The sequence below is a fragment of the Streptomyces sp. NBC_00568 genome, from assembly GCF_026341855.1.
Taxonomy (GTDB): domain Bacteria; phylum Actinomycetota; class Actinomycetes; order Streptomycetales; family Streptomycetaceae; genus Streptomyces.
In genome coordinates this window covers 3,527,176-3,543,213 of the sequence record NZ_JAPENW010000001.1, presented here as the reverse complement: position 1 = coordinate 3,543,213, position 16,038 = coordinate 3,527,176, and the positions used below count along the sequence as shown (strand labels likewise).

General features: G+C 73.6%; 12 protein-coding genes and 1 pseudogene. 7 read left to right on the top strand and 6 right to left on the bottom strand.

The genetic code is table 11. From position 1 onward, the window contains the following. Positions 1 to 104: 104 nt before the first annotated feature. Positions 105 to 2,648, top strand: coding sequence for a helicase C-terminal domain-containing protein (locus OOK38_RS15545; RefSeq protein WP_266759971.1), 2,544 nt, complete (start codon positions 105 to 107; stop codon positions 2,646 to 2,648). Between the two features lie 76 nt (positions 2,649 to 2,724). Next, positions 2,725 to 4,371, top strand: coding sequence for a DNA repair helicase XPB (locus tag OOK38_RS15540; protein ID WP_266759973.1), 1,647 nt, complete (start codon positions 2,725 to 2,727; stop codon positions 4,369 to 4,371). A gap of 767 nt (positions 4,372 to 5,138) precedes the next feature. Here OOK38_RS15540 and OOK38_RS15535 read toward each other — a convergent pair. Next, entirely contained in the window at positions 5,139 to 5,333 is a 195-nt protein-coding gene (locus tag OOK38_RS15535; RefSeq protein ID WP_266759975.1) for a hypothetical protein, read from the bottom strand. Between the two features lie 402 nt (positions 5,334 to 5,735). Between OOK38_RS15535 and OOK38_RS15530 the strand changes: the two genes are divergently transcribed. Beyond that, positions 5,736 to 7,805 carry an ATP-binding domain-containing protein gene (locus OOK38_RS15530; RefSeq protein ID WP_266759976.1) on the top strand — a complete coding sequence of 690 codons (2,070 nt, stop codon included), beginning with the start codon at positions 5,736 to 5,738 and terminating at the stop codon, positions 7,803 to 7,805. 55 nt (positions 7,806 to 7,860) lie between these two features. On the opposite strand, the pseudogene OOK38_RS15525 reads toward OOK38_RS15530, so the two are convergent. From OOK38_RS15525 to OOK38_RS15515, 3 genes and pseudogenes are all read right to left on the bottom strand, one after another. Beyond that, positions 7,861 to 9,077: pseudogene (locus OOK38_RS15525) on the bottom strand (serine protease). A 437-nt stretch (positions 9,078 to 9,514) separates the two neighbouring features. Further along, positions 9,515 to 10,219, bottom strand: coding sequence for a copper homeostasis protein CutC (locus tag OOK38_RS15520; protein WP_266759980.1), 705 nt, complete (start codon positions 10,217 to 10,219; stop codon positions 9,515 to 9,517). Between the two features lie 139 nt (positions 10,220 to 10,358). Continuing rightward, positions 10,359 to 11,036, bottom strand: a complete 678-nt coding sequence (locus tag OOK38_RS15515; protein ID WP_266759982.1) for a maleylpyruvate isomerase family mycothiol-dependent enzyme — start codon at positions 11,034 to 11,036, stop codon at positions 10,359 to 10,361. Positions 11,037 to 11,084: 48 nt separating this feature from the next. Between OOK38_RS15515 and OOK38_RS15510 the strand changes: the two genes are divergently transcribed. The 3 genes from OOK38_RS15510 to OOK38_RS15500 all read left to right on the top strand — a co-directional run bounded on the left by OOK38_RS15510 (position 11,085) and on the right by OOK38_RS15500 (position 14,253). Then, positions 11,085 to 11,768 (top strand): hypothetical protein, encoded by a 684-nt coding sequence (locus OOK38_RS15510; RefSeq protein WP_266759984.1) that lies wholly within the window; start codon positions 11,085 to 11,087, stop codon positions 11,766 to 11,768. A gap of 149 nt (positions 11,769 to 11,917) precedes the next feature. Beyond that, a complete protein-coding gene (locus tag OOK38_RS15505) occupies positions 11,918 to 13,126 on the top strand; it encodes a Cmx/CmrA family chloramphenicol efflux MFS transporter (RefSeq protein ID WP_266765742.1) in 1,209 nt (402 codons plus the stop codon). 20 nt (positions 13,127 to 13,146) lie between these two features. Further along, positions 13,147 to 14,253, top strand: a complete 1,107-nt coding sequence (locus OOK38_RS15500) for a GNAT family N-acetyltransferase (RefSeq protein WP_266759986.1) — start codon at positions 13,147 to 13,149, stop codon at positions 14,251 to 14,253. 46 nt (positions 14,254 to 14,299) lie between these two features. On the opposite strand, the gene OOK38_RS15495 is transcribed toward OOK38_RS15500, so the two are convergent. Both OOK38_RS15495 and OOK38_RS15490 read right to left on the bottom strand, forming a co-directional pair. Beyond that, on the bottom strand, positions 14,300 to 14,563 hold the full coding sequence (locus tag OOK38_RS15495; RefSeq protein ID WP_266759988.1) for a DUF4031 domain-containing protein: 264 nt from the start codon (positions 14,561 to 14,563) through the stop codon (positions 14,300 to 14,302). Continuing rightward, a complete protein-coding gene (locus OOK38_RS15490; protein WP_266759990.1) occupies positions 14,560 to 14,955 on the bottom strand; it encodes a hypothetical protein in 396 nt (131 codons plus the stop codon). The genes OOK38_RS15495 and OOK38_RS15490 overlap by 4 nt, the downstream gene beginning before the upstream one ends. 57 nt (positions 14,956 to 15,012) lie before the next feature. Between OOK38_RS15490 and OOK38_RS15485 the strand changes: the two genes are divergently transcribed. Beyond that, positions 15,013 to 15,933: a MurR/RpiR family transcriptional regulator gene (locus tag OOK38_RS15485; protein WP_266759992.1), complete on the top strand. Its 921-nt coding sequence runs from the start codon at positions 15,013 to 15,015 to the stop codon at positions 15,931 to 15,933. Positions 15,934 to 16,038 lie beyond the last annotated feature (105 nt).

Here is a 16,038-nt window from a genome sequence, read left to right as displayed (position 1 = left end):
CAGCCGTACGACGTTCCGCTCTCCGCCGGAACCGCGCGGCCGGTGGACGATCCACGGGCCGGGGGCCGGGCCCCGGGGGCCCGCCACCCGCTACCGTTGACAGGATGAGCCCCGAGACGACCGCTCCGCGGTCCCTGGCGGAAGCCCTCCGCGCGCGGGACGACGCCTCGCTGTCCGCCCTCCTGCGGTCCCGTCCGGACCTGATCACGCCCGTCCCCACGGATCTCACCCAGCTGGCCACCCGGGCGGGCACCCGTGCGTCGGTCGTCCGCGCCCTGGAGCGCCTGGACCGTTTCGCGCTCCAGACGGCGGAGGCGCTGGCGGTGGCGCCGGAACCGGCGACGTACGACGAACTGCTCGGGCTGCTCGCGGGCGACGACGGCGACCCCACGGTCACGGCGGCCTACCCGCACGTTCTCGGGACGCTCCGCGAGCAGGCCCTCGTCTGGGGCGGCGACGACCGCCTCCGGCTCGTGCGGACGGCACGCGAGCTGCTCGCGCCGTCGCCGCAGCACCCGTCCCCGACGGGGCTCGGGCCGACGGTCGGTGAGTCCACGGCGGGCATGTCGCCGGGGCGCATCCAGGAGATCGTGGCCGCGGCCGGGCTGCCGAGCACCCATGACTCCGTGTCGGCGGTGGCGTCGCTGAGTGCCCTGTTCAGCGACCGGCCCCGGATGTCGGCGCTGCTGGACGAAGCGCCCGCCGAGGCGGTGGAGGTGCTCTCACGGCTGGTGTGGGGGCCGCCGTACGGGCAGGTGACGGCCGAACCGGCGGCGCATCTGCGCTGGCTGATCGGCCGGGGGCTGCTGCTGCCGACGGGGCCCGGCACGGTCGTGCTGCCCCGGGAGGTCGCCCTGCATCTGCGCGCGGGCCGCGCGCACCGGGTGACGGAGCCGGTGGCGCCCGCGGTCGAGGCCGCGACGACACACCGTCCACAGGTTGTGGACGCCGCCGCGGCCGGCCAGGCGTACACGACGCTGGCGACCGTCGAGGAACTGCTGAAGGACTGGCACGAGGGCGGTCCGGCGGTGCTGCGCGCGGGCGGGCTCAGTGTGCGCGACCTGAAGCGGACGGCGGTGGCGCTCGACGTCGCCGAGCCCGTCGCCGCGTTCTGGGTGGAACTCGCCCACGCGGCGGGCCTGGTCGCGTCGGACGGCGAGGCGGAGGAGCGGTACGCGGCGACGCCGGCCTACGACGAGTGGCTGGAGCTGCCCGCCGCCGAACGCTGGACCCGGCTCGCCTCGGCGTGGCTCGCGGCGACCCGCACGGCGGGGCTGGTCGGCGGACGGGACACGAAGGACCGCACGCTCTCGGCGCTCGGCCCCGGACTCGACCGCTCCGCGGCGCCCGAGGTCCGCCACCGCGTCCTCACCCTCCTCGCCGCGCTCCCCGAGGGCGCCACGCCCGCCGCGGACTCCGTCCTGGCCCGGCTGTACTGGGAACGCCCGCAGCGCGGTGCCCGGCCCTCTCCGGAGGACCTGCGCGCCCGGCTCGCCCGGTGGACGCTGTCCGAGGCGGAGCTGCTCGGGGTCACCGGCCGGGGCGCGCTGTCCGCGCAGGGCCGGGCCCTGCTGGGTCTGCCGGAGGCGACGGGCGCCAAGGAGGCGGAGCCGTCGGGTCCCGGCGACAAGCTCCCCGCCCACAAGCGGCACCACCCGGTGACCGCCCCGGCGCCGCACTCCCCCGCCGAGCGGGCCGCCGCCGCGGCCCGGGCCGCCCGGCTCCTCGCCCCGCTGCTGCCCGAACCGCTCGACCACGTCCTGCTCCAGGCGGACCTGACGGCGGTCGCGCCCGGCCCCCTGGAGCGCCCCCTGGCCGACACCCTCGGTGTGCTCGCGGACGTCGAGTCCAAGGGCGGGGCGACCGTCTACCGCTTCACCCCGGGCTCGGTGCGCCGGGCGCTCGACGCGGGCCGTTCGGCGTCCGACCTGCACGCCTTCCTCACCGCCCACTCCCGTACGCCGATCCCGCAGCCGCTCACCTATCTGATCGACGACGTGGCGCGCCGGCACGGCCATCTGCGGATCGGGGCGGCGTCGGCGTACGTCCGCTGCGACGACGACGCGGTTCTCAGCGAGATCCTCGCCGACAAGCGCTCGCAGGGGCTCGGGCTCCGGCGGCTCGCGCCCACGGTGCTGGCCGCGCAGGCCGACCCGGCGGCCCTGCTCGCGGGCCTCCGGTCGATGGGCTTCGCACCCGCCGCCGAGTCCGCGGAGGGCGACGTCCTGATCACCCGGGCGCACGCCCACCGCACCCCGCCCCGCACCGCCCCGGAGCCCGTCCCGGAGGGCCCGCCGGTCCCGGACGCCACCCTTCTCGGCGCCGCGATCCGCGCCATCCGGGCCGGTGACCTCGCCTCGACCACCCCGCGCAAGGCGGACCCGGCGGGCGACCGCCCCGGCAACGGCGAGCTGCCCCGCACCAGCTCCGCCGAGACCCTGGCCACCATGCAGGCCGCCGTCATGACCGGTGAGGCGGTGTGGATCGGCTACGTCAACGCCGAGGGCGCCGCCAGCCAGCGCGTCATCGCCCCCATCCGGGTCGAGGGCGGCTTCGTCACGGCGTACGACCACACGGCGGACGAGGTCCGGACCTATCCGCTGCACCGGGTCACGGGGGTCGCGGAGCTGGCGGACGACCAGCCGTGATCACCCGCCGGTAGGGCACACTGGAGGTTTGGCCGAGCATCCGCGCCGGATGCCGCCACGCAGAAAGGGATCGGGTGTGAACGGACCCCTCATCGTCCAGTCCGACAAGACGCTCCTGCTCGAAGTCGATCACGAGCGGGCCGACGCCTGCCGTCGCGTCATCGCCCCCTTCGCCGAGCTGGAGCGGGCGCCCGAGCACATCCACACCTACCGGATCACGCCGCTCGGCCTGTGGAACGCGCGCGCCGCCGGGCACGACGCCGAACAGGTCGTGGACGCGCTCGTCGAGTTCAGCCGCTATCCGGTCCCGCACGCGCTGCTCGTGGACATCGCCGAGACGATGGACCGCTACGGACGCCTCACCCTGAGCAAGCACCCGGCCCACGGACTCGTCCTCACCACCACCGACCGGCCCGTCCTCGAGGAGGTGCTGCGCTCCAAGCGCGTCGCGCCGCTCGTCGGCAACCGGATCGACCCCGACACCGTGGCCGTGCACCCCTCCGAGCGCGGCCAGATCAAGCAGACCCTGCTGAAGCTCGGCTGGCCGGCCGAGGACCTCGCCGGTTACGTCGACGGCGAGGCGCACGCCATCGACCTCGTGGAGGACGGCTGGGCGCTGCGGCCCTACCAGAAGCAGGCCGTGGAGAACTTCTGGCACGGCGGGTCCGGTGTGGTCGTGCTCCCCTGCGGCGCGGGCAAGACACTCGTCGGGGCCGGTGCCATGGCGCAGGCCAAGGCGACCACCCTCATCCTCGTCACCAACACCGTCTCCGCCCGGCAGTGGAAGCACGAGCTGGTGAAGCGGACCTCGCTGACCGAGGACGAGATCGGTGAGTACAGCGGGACGCGCAAGGAGATCCGCCCGGTCACCATCGCCACCTACCAGGTGCTGACGACCCGGCGGAAGGGCGTCTACCCGCACCTCGAGCTCTTCGACTCCCGCGACTGGGGCCTCATCCTCTACGACGAGGTCCATCTGCTGCCCGCTCCCGTCTTCAAGTTCACCGCCGACCTCCAGGCCCGGCGCCGGCTGGGGCTGACCGCCACGCTCGTGCGCGAGGACGGGCGTGAGTCGGACGTCTTCTCGCTCATCGGGCCCAAGCGGTTCGACGCGCCCTGGAAGGAGATCGAGGCGCAGGGTTACATCGCGCCCGCCGACTGTGTCGAGGTGCGGGTGAACCTCACGGACTCCGAGCGGCTCGCGTACGCCACCGCCGAGACCGAGGAGAAGTACCGCTTCTGCGCCACGACCGCGACCAAGCGGAAGGTGACCGAGGCGCTGGTCCGGAAGTTCGCGGGTCAGCAGATCCTGGTGATCGGCCAGTACATCGACCAGCTCGACGAGCTGGGCGAGCATCTGAACGCGCCCGTCATCAAGGGCGAGACCAGCAATGCCCAGCGGGAGAAGCTGTTCGGCGCCTTCCGGGAGGGCGAGATCAGCGTGCTCGTCGTGTCCAAGGTCGCCAACTTCTCCATCGACCTGCCGGAGGCCACGGTGGCCATCCAGGTCTCGGGCACCTTCGGCTCGCGCCAGGAGGAGGCCCAGCGGCTGGGCCGCGTCCTGCGCCCGAAGGCCGACGGCCACCAGGCCCACTTCTACTCGGTGGTCGCCCGCGACACCATCGACCAGGACTTCGCCGCCCACCGCCAGCGCTTCCTGGCGGAACAGGGCTACGCCTACCGGATCATGGACGCGGACGAACTGCTGAGCGACAGCGAGTGAACTTCCCCGGTGAGGGTGCCGCGCGGGGCGCACAGGGCGTCGCGCGAGGCACGGGGACCGGCCGACGGGGCGAACGGCCCAACGGACCAGAACGGGCCTACAGCCCGGCGGGCGTACAGCTCGGCGCGTGAGCCGGGCGTACAACCCACCGCATGAGGCGGGGTGCGGCCCACCACGTGAGCCCGGCGTACAGATCACCGCGTAAGCCAGGTGCACAACCCACCGCGTGATCCGGGGGTGCAGCCCACCGAGTGCGGCAGGGGGTGCGGCCGGCGCGCGTGAGGCGGGGGTGCAGCTCACCGCGTGAGGCGGGCGGGGTGCAGCCCGGCGCGTGAGGCGGGGGTGCAGCCCACCGCGTGAGCCGGGGGTGCAGCCCACCGCGTGAGCCGGGGGTGCAGCCCACCGCGTGAGCCGGGGGTGCAGCCCACCGCGTGAGGCGGGGGTGCAGCCCACCGAGTGCGGCAGGGGGTGCGGCCGGCGCGCGTGAGGCGGGGGTGCAGCTCACCGCGTGAGGCGGGCGGGGGTGCAGCTCACCGCGTGAGGCGGGCGGGGGTACAGCCCACCGTGTGAGGCGGGCGTTCAGCCCCAGCGCGTGAGGCGGGCATACAGCCCGGCGCGTGAGGCGGACGTACAGCCCGGCGCGTGAGGCGGACGTACAGCCCGGCGCGTGAGGCGGGCGTACAGCCCGGCGCGTGAGGCGGGCGGGGGTGCGGCCCGGCGGGTGAGGCGGGGGTGCGGTTCAGCGGGGTGGGAAGCGGGCGTACACGTCAGTGGCGGCGTACGCCTGCTTCCTCGCCGTATTCGCCGAGCACGACGACGTCGAACGCGGCCGTCGCGAAGACCTTCACGGCGCGCAGGGCGTCGCCGAGGCGGTGGCGGTGGTGGACGGAGGTGACGGCCGTCGCCCCGCGGGCGGCGGCGCCGGGACGGGCAGGGCCTGGGGTGAAAGTGGCTGCACTCATACCTCCATGGTGCGGCCCCCCGTCCCCGAACGGCGTCGGTCTTCCGACCGAACCTCGGCAACCCGCGAGTCCACCTCCAGGCCCGCCCGCCCTCCACCTCACGACGGACACCACCCCCTACGGGCCCCGGAGCCCGACCCTGAGACGGCACTGAGACGGCGGCTCATGCCCGCGCTGTGCGGAACCGCACCGGAAAACCCATTGGCACCGGCATCCGTCCCTCACCTAGAATCTTCCGTCTTGCCCGCCTCCCTTCACGGAGTGCCGCCGCCCGGCCGGAAACCGGACGGCACCTGGAATTTCCCGCGGACTCCGCACGGATTCCGCACGGATTCCGCACCGGTTCCGCAGAGATTCACCGCCTGAATCACTCCCGCAGCAGGCCCCCGGAGGCAATTCCCCGTGTCCACCCTGTCCGACGATCCGTCCGGCCCCCCTTCCGCGTCAGACGACCCCCTGTCCCGCGAGCGCGCCCACCTCGCCCACTCCCGTTCGGCGCTCCGCGCGATGCGCGAGGACGCGGAGAACCTCGACATCCGCGATGTCACCGCGAACTGGGTGAACGCCGAGGTGCTGCACCGGCAGATCGGCGAGCGCATCAAGGCCCTCGCCGACCTCAGCCACACCCCGCTCTTCTTCGGACGCCTCGACTATCTGCACGCGCCGGGCGTCGACCTGGCGGAGGGCGCGGAGGGCGAGCGGTTCTACATCGGGCGGCGGCATGTGCACGATGCCGGCGGCGACCCGATGGTGATCGACTGGCGCGCGCCGGTGTCGCAGCCGTTCTACCGGGCCTCGAAGAAGGACCCGATGGATGTCGGGCTGCGCCGCCGCTTCGGCTACACCGGCGGCGACCTCACGGCCTACGAGGACGAGCACCTCTCCGACCCGGCCGAGGCCGCGGCCACCAGCAAGCTGCTCCAGCAGGAGATCGAGCGCCCGCGCGTCGGCCCGATGCGCGACATCGTGGCGACCATCCAGCCGGAACAGGACGAGATCGTCCGGTCCGGGCTGTCCGGCTCGGTCTGTGTGCAGGGAGGTCCCGGCACCGGGAAGACCGCCGTCGGCCTGCACCGGGTCGCGTATCTGCTGTACACGCACCGCGAGCGGCTCGCCCGCACCGGCACCCTGGTCATCGGGCCGAACAAGTCCTTCCTGCACTACATCGAGCAAGTCCTGCCCGCCCTCGGCGAGTTGGAGGTCAAGCAGGCGACCGTCGACGATCTCGTCGCGCATGTCGAGGTGCGGGGCGGCGACGACGCGACCGCGGCCGTGATCAAGGGCGACGCCCGGATGGCCCAGGTGCTGCGCCGGGCCGTCCGCTCGCACGTGACCCTGCCGACCGAGCCGGTGGTGGTGGTCAGGGGATCACGGCGCTGGCGCGTCCCGGCGTACGAACTCGAGCAGATCGTCCGGGAGTTGCTCGACCGCGACATCCGCTACGGCGCCGCGCACCAGGCCCTTCCGCAGCGGATCGCGCATGCCGTGCTGGTCCAGATGGAGCGCTCGGGAGAGGCACCCGACGACCGGGTGCAGGACGCCGTCGCCCGCAACACCGCCGTGAAGGCCGCCGTCAAGGCGGTCTGGCCGCAGGTCGACCCCGCGAAGCTCGTGCTCCGGCTGCTGACCGACGCGGACTTCCTCGCCGCGCACGCGGAGGGGCTGCTCGACGAGGCCGAGCAGAAGGAGATCCTCTGGGCGAAGCCGGTGCGCAGCGTGAAGTCCGCCAAGTGGTCGGCGGCCGACGCCGTGCTGATCGACGAGGCCACGGACCTGGTCCAGCGCACGCACTCGCTGGGGCACGTGGTGCTCGACGAGGCGCAGGACCTGTCGCCGATGCAGTACCGCGCGGTGGGGCGGCGCTGCACGACGGGTTCGGCGACCGTGCTCGGGGACCTGGCGCAGGGGACGACCCCGTGGGCGACCCGGAGCTGGGAGGAGGCCCTTGGCCATCTGGGCAAGGGGGACGCCGTGGTGGAGGAGCTGACCGCCGGCTTCCGCGTCCCCACGGACGTCATCACCTACGCGTCCCGGCTGCTGCCGCACATCGCGCCCGGTCTCGCACCGGTCGCGTCGGTGCGGGAGAACCCGGGCTTCTTCGAGGTGCGCGCGAGCACGGCGGACGCCGATGTCGTGGGTGCGGTGGAGGAGTTGCTGGGCCAGGAGGGGTCGGTCGGGCTGATCGCCGCCGACGCCCGGATCCCGGTGCTCGCCGAGGCGCTGGCGGCGGCCGGGCGGACGTACCTCGGTCCGGGCGAGGAGACGACGGCCGAGACCCGGCTGACCCTGGTGCCGGCCTCGCTCGCCAAGGGCCTGGAGTACGACTACGTGGTCCTGGACGAGCCGCGGGCCGTCGTGGACGGCGAACCGGACGAGCGCACCGGCCTGCGCCGTCTGTACGTGGCCCTCACCCGTGCGGTGTCCGGGCTGATCGTGACGCACACGGCGCCGCTCCCGGCCGAGCTGGGCTGACCGGCGGCGGCCCCCGCGTACGCGCCGGGGGCCGCCGACCGCTCGGCGAGGGGCCTTACTTGAACTTGTTGCTGGTCGCCAGATAGACCTGCTTGGCGTTGCTCCCGAGCCGCGGCCCGGTGATGAACGTCTTGCGGTCGCTCAGGGAGTTGTTGGAGACCAGATAGGTCCGGCCGCTGTGGCTCATGAACCAGGGGCCGCCGGAGGCACCGCCGTTCATCGTGCAGCCGATCATGAACTGGGCGGGGACGCTCTTCGCGAGCACGAACCGCTTGGTGGCGCCGTGGCAGTCGTACATCTTCGAACCGTCGTAGGGCGCCTCGGCCGGGTAGCCGCGGACCTCATGGACTTGACCTTGTTGGCGGCCGGCGCGTCGAACCATACCGGCAGGGCCGAACCGAGCCGCTCCTGAAGGGACTTGCTCCCGCTCTCGGGCTTGACGTGGAGCACGGCGTAGTCGTATCCGGAGGCCGCGTTGCCCTGGTGCGATCCGCCCTTGATCCACTGGCCGGAGGTGGTGGCCCAGTTGGCCCACCAGATGCCGTACGGGGAGACGGCCTTGGCGCGCGGGTCGGCGATCTGACGGTTGCTCAGCTTCCCGCCGTTGTTGTACGAGGGGACGAAGGCGATGTTGCGGTACCAGCCGCCGCCCTTGCCGGCGTGCACGCAGTGGCCCGCGGTCCACACGAGGTTGGACTTGCCGGGGTGCGCCGGGTCGGTGACGACGGCGGCCGAGCAGACCATGTTGCCCTCGGGCGAGGAGAAGAACAGCTTGCCGACGGGCGGCGCGTAGTGGTGGTAGGTCGCCTTGACCTTGGCGGCGACCTGCTTCCTCACCGTGCCGTCGGGCAGGTAGGAGGTGGCGCCGCTGCCCGAGCCCGAACTGGTGCTGCCCGCCTGGGCGACCGGGATCCGGGCCTTCGCCTCGGCCATCTTCTCCGGCGACCAGAAGTCCTTGAGGTACGGGTTGGCGAAGTCCTCCGCCTTGGACGCCCAGTCGCCGTAGTCCTTCCACCCCCCGTTCTTCCACTTGTCCAGGGCGTCGCCGCTGAGGTCGGTGGGAATGCCGGCGGGCAGCTTGTAGCCGCCGACCGTGGTGGAGCCGTCGTCGTCCTGACCGGTGTCGACACCCTTGTCCGCCTGGGCGGACGCCGAGGGCCGGGCGGTGGCCCCTTCGTCGCCCTTCTCGCTGTCACAGGCCGTGCTGGTGATCATGACCGCCGCGATCACGGCCGCGGCGGTCGCGAGCGTGCGGCTGCGTATGGATGGCATGGAGCCTTGTCCCCCTGATGCTGCTGTACTGCGGCGCCTCTCGTACCGGCCCGCACATCCGTGTGATTGTCATGCCCCGGCCGATCGGGGCATCCCCAATATGCACGTACGGGGGCGGACGGTGATCGCCGCGCGACTCTCACAACACAACAACTACCTGGCGGAGATGGATCCGTGACCTGACGGCCCGGCCCCTCCGGCCGGACGACGGGAGGACGGGACCGGGCCCGGAACGTGTCCGCGAAGTCCCGTCGCCCACCCGAGGTACGGATCCCGCGGTGCCGCGGGAGCATCCCTGCCCGAGCGAACCAGAGAGCCCGGGGGGCGGGTGCCAGACATGGCGGGGCGAGCGTGGCGGGGTGAGCGCCGCACGGCAGGCATCGCGGGGTGAGCGCCGCACGGCAGGGCCCTGCGAGACAGGACCCTGCGGGCACGTCCTACGCGTCGAGGGCCGCCCGCCACTCCCGTACCGCCTCCGCCGAGACCGGTCCCGTCCAGCCTTCCGGACGGGCGGCGCCGCCGATGTGGAAGGCGTCGAGGCCCGCGGCGCGCAGCCGCGGCACATGGTCGAGGCGCAGACCGCCGCCGACCATGATCGTCGGCTCGTATCCCGGTTCGCCGTGGCGGGCGGCCTCGGTCACGAGGGTGGAGAGCCCGTCGTCGACGCCCGCCGGGGACCCGGCGGTCAGATACGCGTCGAGGCCCGGCAGGTCCGCGAGCTGCTTGCGCAGGGCGTCACGGTCGGCGGCGCGGTCGATCGCGCGGTGGAACGTCCAGCGGCAGCCGTCCAGTTCGGCCACGACCCGCTCCACGGCGGCCAGGTCGGGGCCGCCGTGCTCGTCGAGGAAGCCGAGCACGAACTCGTCCGCGCCCGCGTCCCGCAGTTCGCCCGCGACCCGTACGAGAGCGTCGACACCCTTCGCGCCACCCGCCGCGAAGCCGTCCGAGAGGCGCAGCATCACGCGCAGCGCGATGTCGACGGAGGCGCGGATCCCGGCGAAGGTCTCCACCGACGGGGTCAGCCCGTCGGCGGCCATGTCGGTGACCAGCTCCAGCCGGTCCGCACCGCCGGCCTGAGCGGCGACCGCGTCCTCCACGCCGAGGGCGATCACCTCCAGGACTGCGCTCTTCCGCTCGCTCATCGGACCTCTTCCCTTGGGCGGCTACAGGTCTAGTCCAATCCAAGAGTACGCGCGCGGGAGCGGCGGCGCGAGAAGATCACGGCGGGCGGAGGGGCCGTCGAGGGTTTTCCCCCCGCGGCCCCTCCCCCACCCCCGCCGTTCACCCGAAGAGATTCAGCTCTTCCTCCTTCGCACCCACCAGCTCGTACTGCGTCGCCTCCGCGACCGGCCGCCCCGAGTAGAGCCGTACGAGGGTCGCGGCCCCGCCGATGTAGCGGGCCGGCGGCCGGTCGCCCGGAACGCCGCCCAGGCGCAGGGGGTCGTCCAGGTCGTCGAGGTCCGCGTGCAGCGGCACATGGTCGCGTTCGCGGCTGACGCGGACCAGGAGCGTGAGGGCGTGCGGAAGTCCCGCGCCCTCGTAGGCGCCCGCTTCCGCGAACGCCTCGCGCAGGTCCCCGGCGTGGACCCACTCGCCGAGCGCGACCGCGTCGAGGACACCGCCGGCCCGGGCGATCACGGGTCCCGCCTCGGTCATCCCGCGCTCCAGCTCGTCGATGACCCGCTCCGTCGGCCAGTCGCCGCGCTCGGCGATGTCGCGGTCGTTGGCCTCGGGGCTGAACACCCCTGGCTCGAAACGGCTCTCGACGACCCGCATCAGCGCGGCCGAGCAGTGCGCCAGCAGCTCCCGCACCGTCCACGCCGGACACCCGGCCGTCGGACGCGCGAAGTCGCCCTCCGGCCTGGCCCGCAACAGCGGGATCAGCGCGTCGCGCTCGGTGCGCAGGAGCAGACCGGGCAGTTCCGGGTCCCGTACATCGTGTGCGTCTCCAGGAATCATGACTCCACCGTAGGAAGGCGAAGGCCGCGCGGCGAGGACAATGGCGTCATGGCAGCAGAGAGCACCCGCCACCCGGCCCAAGAGGACCTGACGAAGCGCTGGGCGGACACCGTCCGGGACGCCCGTGGCGGCGAGGACGGGTCCGGCCCCTCACCGCTCCCCTACGCGGCGAACCTCCTGGACCGCTGGGCCGAACCCCGGCGCCGGTACCACACCACCGACCACCTCCTCGCGGTCCTCGACCACATCGACGTGCTGGAAGCGCACGGAGAGCGTGCCGAGGACCCGGCCGCCGTGCGCCTGGCGGCCTGGTTCCACGACGCCGTGTACCTCCCGGACCGCTCGGAGAACGAGGAGCGCTCCGCCCGTCTCGCCGAACGCGCCCTGACCGAGCTGGGCGTCGGCGCGGACCGCACGGCCGAGGTCGCCCGGCTCGTCCGGCTCACCGTCTCCCACGACCCCGCGGACGACGACACGAACGGCGCCGTCCTGTGCGACGCCGACCTGGCGGTCCTGGCGTCGCCCCCGGCCGCGTACGCCGCCTACACCGCCGCCGTCCGCGAGGAGTACGCCTTCGTCCCCGAGGACGCCTTCCGCGCGGGCCGGGCGGCCGTGCTGCGCCAACTCCTCGACCTGCCCAGGCTGTTCAGGACGCCGTACGGGGAACGCGAGTGGGCGCGGCCGGCCCGCCGGAACATGGGGGACGAGCTCGCGGCTCTGGCACAGGCATGACGGGCGGCGCCGAGCGTCGGCCGGGGGGCACAGGGGAAAACGCGTTCGACGGCGGGCGCCGGAGCACGTACGAAGGAGACATGCCCCCGAGCCCCGGCCCCCTGAAGCCGGACATACCCGCGACCGCCTCCGCCGACGACCGGCCCCGGATGCCCCTGTCCGTCTACATCCTCGCCCTCTCCGTCTTCGCCCTCGGCACCAGCGAGTTCATGCTGTCCGGGCTGCTGCCGCCCATCGCCGACGACATGGGCGTGACGATCCCGCGAGCGGGCCTGCTGATCTCGGCGTTCGCGATCGGCATGGTCGTCGGGGCGCCGCTGCTCGCCGTGGCGACGCTGCGCCTGCCGAGGCGGACCACCCTCGTCGCCCTGATCGCGGTCTTCGGGCTCGGCCAGGTGGCCGGAGCCCTCGCGCCCGGGTACGCCGTGCTCTTCGCGTCACGCGTGGTCAGCGCATTCGCCTGCGCGGGCTTCTGGGCGGTCGGAGCCGCCGTGGCCATCGCGATGGTGCCGGTGACCTCGCGGGCCCGGGCGCTGGCCGTGATGATCGGCGGCCTGTCGATCGCGAACGTGCTGGGCGTGCCCGCCGGTGCCTTCCTCGGCGAAGGGCTCGGCTGGCGGTCCGCGTTCTGGGCCGTCGGAGCGGCGTCCGCGGTCGCGCTCGTCGGCATCGTGACCCTCGTCCCGCGCATTCCGCCCCCGGACGAACGGCCGCGGCTCGGCAGGGAAGTGCTCATCTACCGTGACCGGCAGGTCTGGCTGTCCATCGGCACGATCGCGCTCGCCGCGGCCGGTGTCTTCTGCGCGTTCAGCTATCTCGCCCCGCTGCTCACCGATGTCGCCCACCTCGACGACGGCTGGGTCCCGACCGTGCTGGCGCTGTTCGGCGTGGGCGCGCTCATCGGGACGACCATCGGCGGGCGGTTCGCCGACGCGCACCTGTTCGGGGTGCTGATCATCGGCATGGCGGCGGACACCGTCATCCTCGTCGCGTTCGCCCTCCTCGGGCGGTACGCCGTCGCGGCCGTCCTGCTCTCCTTCCTCCTCGGGGTCGCCTGCTTCTGCACCGCCCCGGCCCTGAACGCCCGGATGTTCAACGTCGCCGCGGCCGCCCCCACGCTGGCCGCGGCCACCACCACCGCCGCCTTCAACCTGGGCAACACCGCCGGTCCCTGGCTCGGCGGCGCCGTCATCGACGCGGGGCTCGGGTACACGGCCACCGCCTGGGCGGGCGCGGTGCTGACGGCCGCGGCCATCGGCCTGGCCGCCGTCTCGCTGCGGCTGCACCGGCGCACGCCGGGCTCGCGGGTCGTGAGGAAGGCGGGCGCGGCGAAAAATCCCGTACGTTCCCAGGCGTGATCCGTCCTATTCTCGGCCGCATGGCAGACATGGGTGGGGATCAGGTGGAGGAAGCCGTCGCGGACTGTGCCGCGCTGCTCCGGCCGGCGGCCGGGCGGGACTGGAACGGTGTCCGGGCGGGACGGCTGGAGTGGAGCTGCCGGCGGACCGCCGAGCACATCGCCAGTGATCTCATCGCGTACGCGGGGCAGTTGGCCGGGCGGGCCACCACGGCGTACGTCCCGTTCGAGATCGCGCTGGACGAAGGCACCGGCAACGCGGGGGTCGTCGACGTGATCGAGGCGACCGGCGGGCTGCTCGCCGCCGCCGTCCGGACGACGCCGCGCGAGGTGCGCGCCTTCCATCCGTACCCGTTCCGCAGCGCGAACCGCGAGGGCTTCGCCGCGATGGGGGTCGCCGAGGTCCTGCTGCACACCCACGACATCGCCGAGGGACTCGGCCTGCCGTACCGGCCGCCGGCCGAGCTGTGCACCTGGGTCCTCACCCGGATCTTCCCGCACGTCCGGCCCGAGCCCGACGCCCCGTGGAGCACGCTCCTGTGGGCCACCGGGCGCGGTGAACTGCCCGGCCGCGCCCCGCTCACCGAGTGGCACTGGAGCAACAACCTGGTGATCGACACCGAGCGGCTCACGCTCCAGGGGGTCACCCCGGCCGCCGCCGCCGATCTGAGCGCGGGCGGCACGGGCGGCTTCGAGTGGATCGACGGCGGCCCGTTCGAAGGCACCCGGGCCGCGGCCGGGATGATCGTGAGCGCGTACGAGGAGGGGGTGCACCGGCCGGAGTGGGGCATGTTCGTCCTCGTACGGCGCGAGGACGGGACGGCGGTCGGCGGGATGGGCTTCCACGGCGTGCCCGACGAGGAAGGACGCGCCGAGGTCGGCTACGACCTCGCGGAGAACGCCCGCGGCCACGGCTACGCGACCGAGGCCCTGCGCGCCCTCTCCGAGCGGGCCCTCGCCCGCGACGACGTCAAGCTCCTGTTCGCCGCCATCGACCGGGACAACGCTCCGTCCCAGCGCGTGATCGCCCGCGCCGGCTTCACTCGCGTGAGCGAGGACCAGGAGCGGGCCGCCTACGAACTGCACGGCCTGGAGAGGTCATTGCGGCTGTACGCCCGTGAGAGCTGAGCGTCCCGCGAGAGCTGAGCACGCCGTGAGAGCGCCGCGCGCGGGGTCAGCCCGCGCGCTTGCGGCGGCGCAGCCCCGCCCCGTGCAGCAGCCGTACGACCTCGCGGCTGCTGACCTCCACCGCCCCCGCGGCGACCGCGTCGGCGTAGCGGTGCGAGGGAATGTCGTAGTGGTCGCGCTCGAAGGCGCGCGGGGGCGCGCCCAGCTCCTCGGCGAACGCGTGCAGTTCGTCGTAGGAGACATCGCTGATCAGGTGTGACCACACACGGCCGTGCCCCGGCCAGGCGGGAGGATCGATGTAGACGGTCACGAGGGAGGGTTTCCGCCGGTCGCCGAGTGCAGGGAACCCACCGAGGCGACCTTCACGCCCGCCTGGTGGCAGACCCAGTGCGGGTCGGGGCCCAACTCGGGCTCGACGTCGAGGGCGTGCGGGTCGCCGCTGCCGCACACCGGACAGAGCGGCCACCGCCCGTGCCGCTCCAGGAGCGCGTCCTGTACGTCCTGGGCGACGAGCCCGGCGACGAATCCGGCGCCCTCCGGCCACTGCTCGACCCACCAACGGCGCTGCACCACCGAGTCCTCGACGAGGGAGACCACGTCCGCCTCGGCCACCTGGCCCGCGATCAGGTCGGCGAGCACACGGGCGCGCGCCGCGTGCAACGCCTGCTCCAGGGGACTGAGGGGGCTGCCGGTGGGGTCCATGTCCCCTATTGTGCGCACCCTTGACCGTATGCCCCAAAGGAAAATATCTTTCAATGTGTGACCCATGACGTGAAGGAAATTTTCGCGGGTGAGGCGCCCCCCGCCCCCGCCGCCCTCGCGGCCAAGGTGCGGACCCTCGCCCCCTCGATGACGCGCTCCATGCAGCGGGTCGCCGAGGCCGTCGCCGGCGACCCGGCCGGCTGCGCGGCCCTCACGGTCACCGGCCTCGCCGAGCTCACCGGCACCAGCGAGGCCACGGTCGTGCGGACGGCCCGGCTCCTCGGCTATCCCGGATACCGCGACCTGCGTCTCGCGCTCGCCGGGCTCGCCGCCCAGCAGCAGTCGGGGCGGGCCCCCGCCGTCACCGCCGACATCGCGGTCGACGACCCCATCGCCGACGTCGTGGCGAAGCTCGCCTACGACGAGCAGCAGACCCTCGCCGACACCGCCGCCGCGCTCGACATGGTCCAGCTCGGCGCCGCCGTCACCGCCATAGCGACCGCCCGCCGCATCGACATCTACGGCGTCGGCGCGTCCGGCCTGGTCGCCCAGGACCTCCTGCAGAAGCTCATGCGGATCGGGCTCATAGCCCACGCGCACAGCGACCCGCACCTCGCGGTGACCAACGCGGTGCAGCTGCGCGCCAAGGACGTGGCGATAGCCATCACGCACTCCGGCTCGACCGGCGACGTCATCGAACCCCTGCGGGTCGCCTTCGAGCACGGGGCGACGACGGTGGCGATCACCGGCCGACCGAGTGGACCGGTCGCGCAGTACGCCGACCACATCCTCACCACCTCGACCGCCCGCGAGAGCGAGCTGCGTCCGGCGGCCATGTCGTCGCGCACCAGCCAGCTGCTGGTGGTGGACTGTCTGTTCGTGGGGGTCGCCCAGCGCACCTACGAGACGGCGGCACCGGCGCTGTCCGCCTCGTACGAGGCCCTGGCGCACCGCCACTCCCCGCGCAGCGGCCGATAGCCGCGGCACACGACCGACCGGGGGACCTGATTCAGCGGGCAGACCGCGGTCCGCGGGTGGCTGGTCGCGCCCGCGGGGCGGTGCCGCACGTCGCCCCCGCCCGCG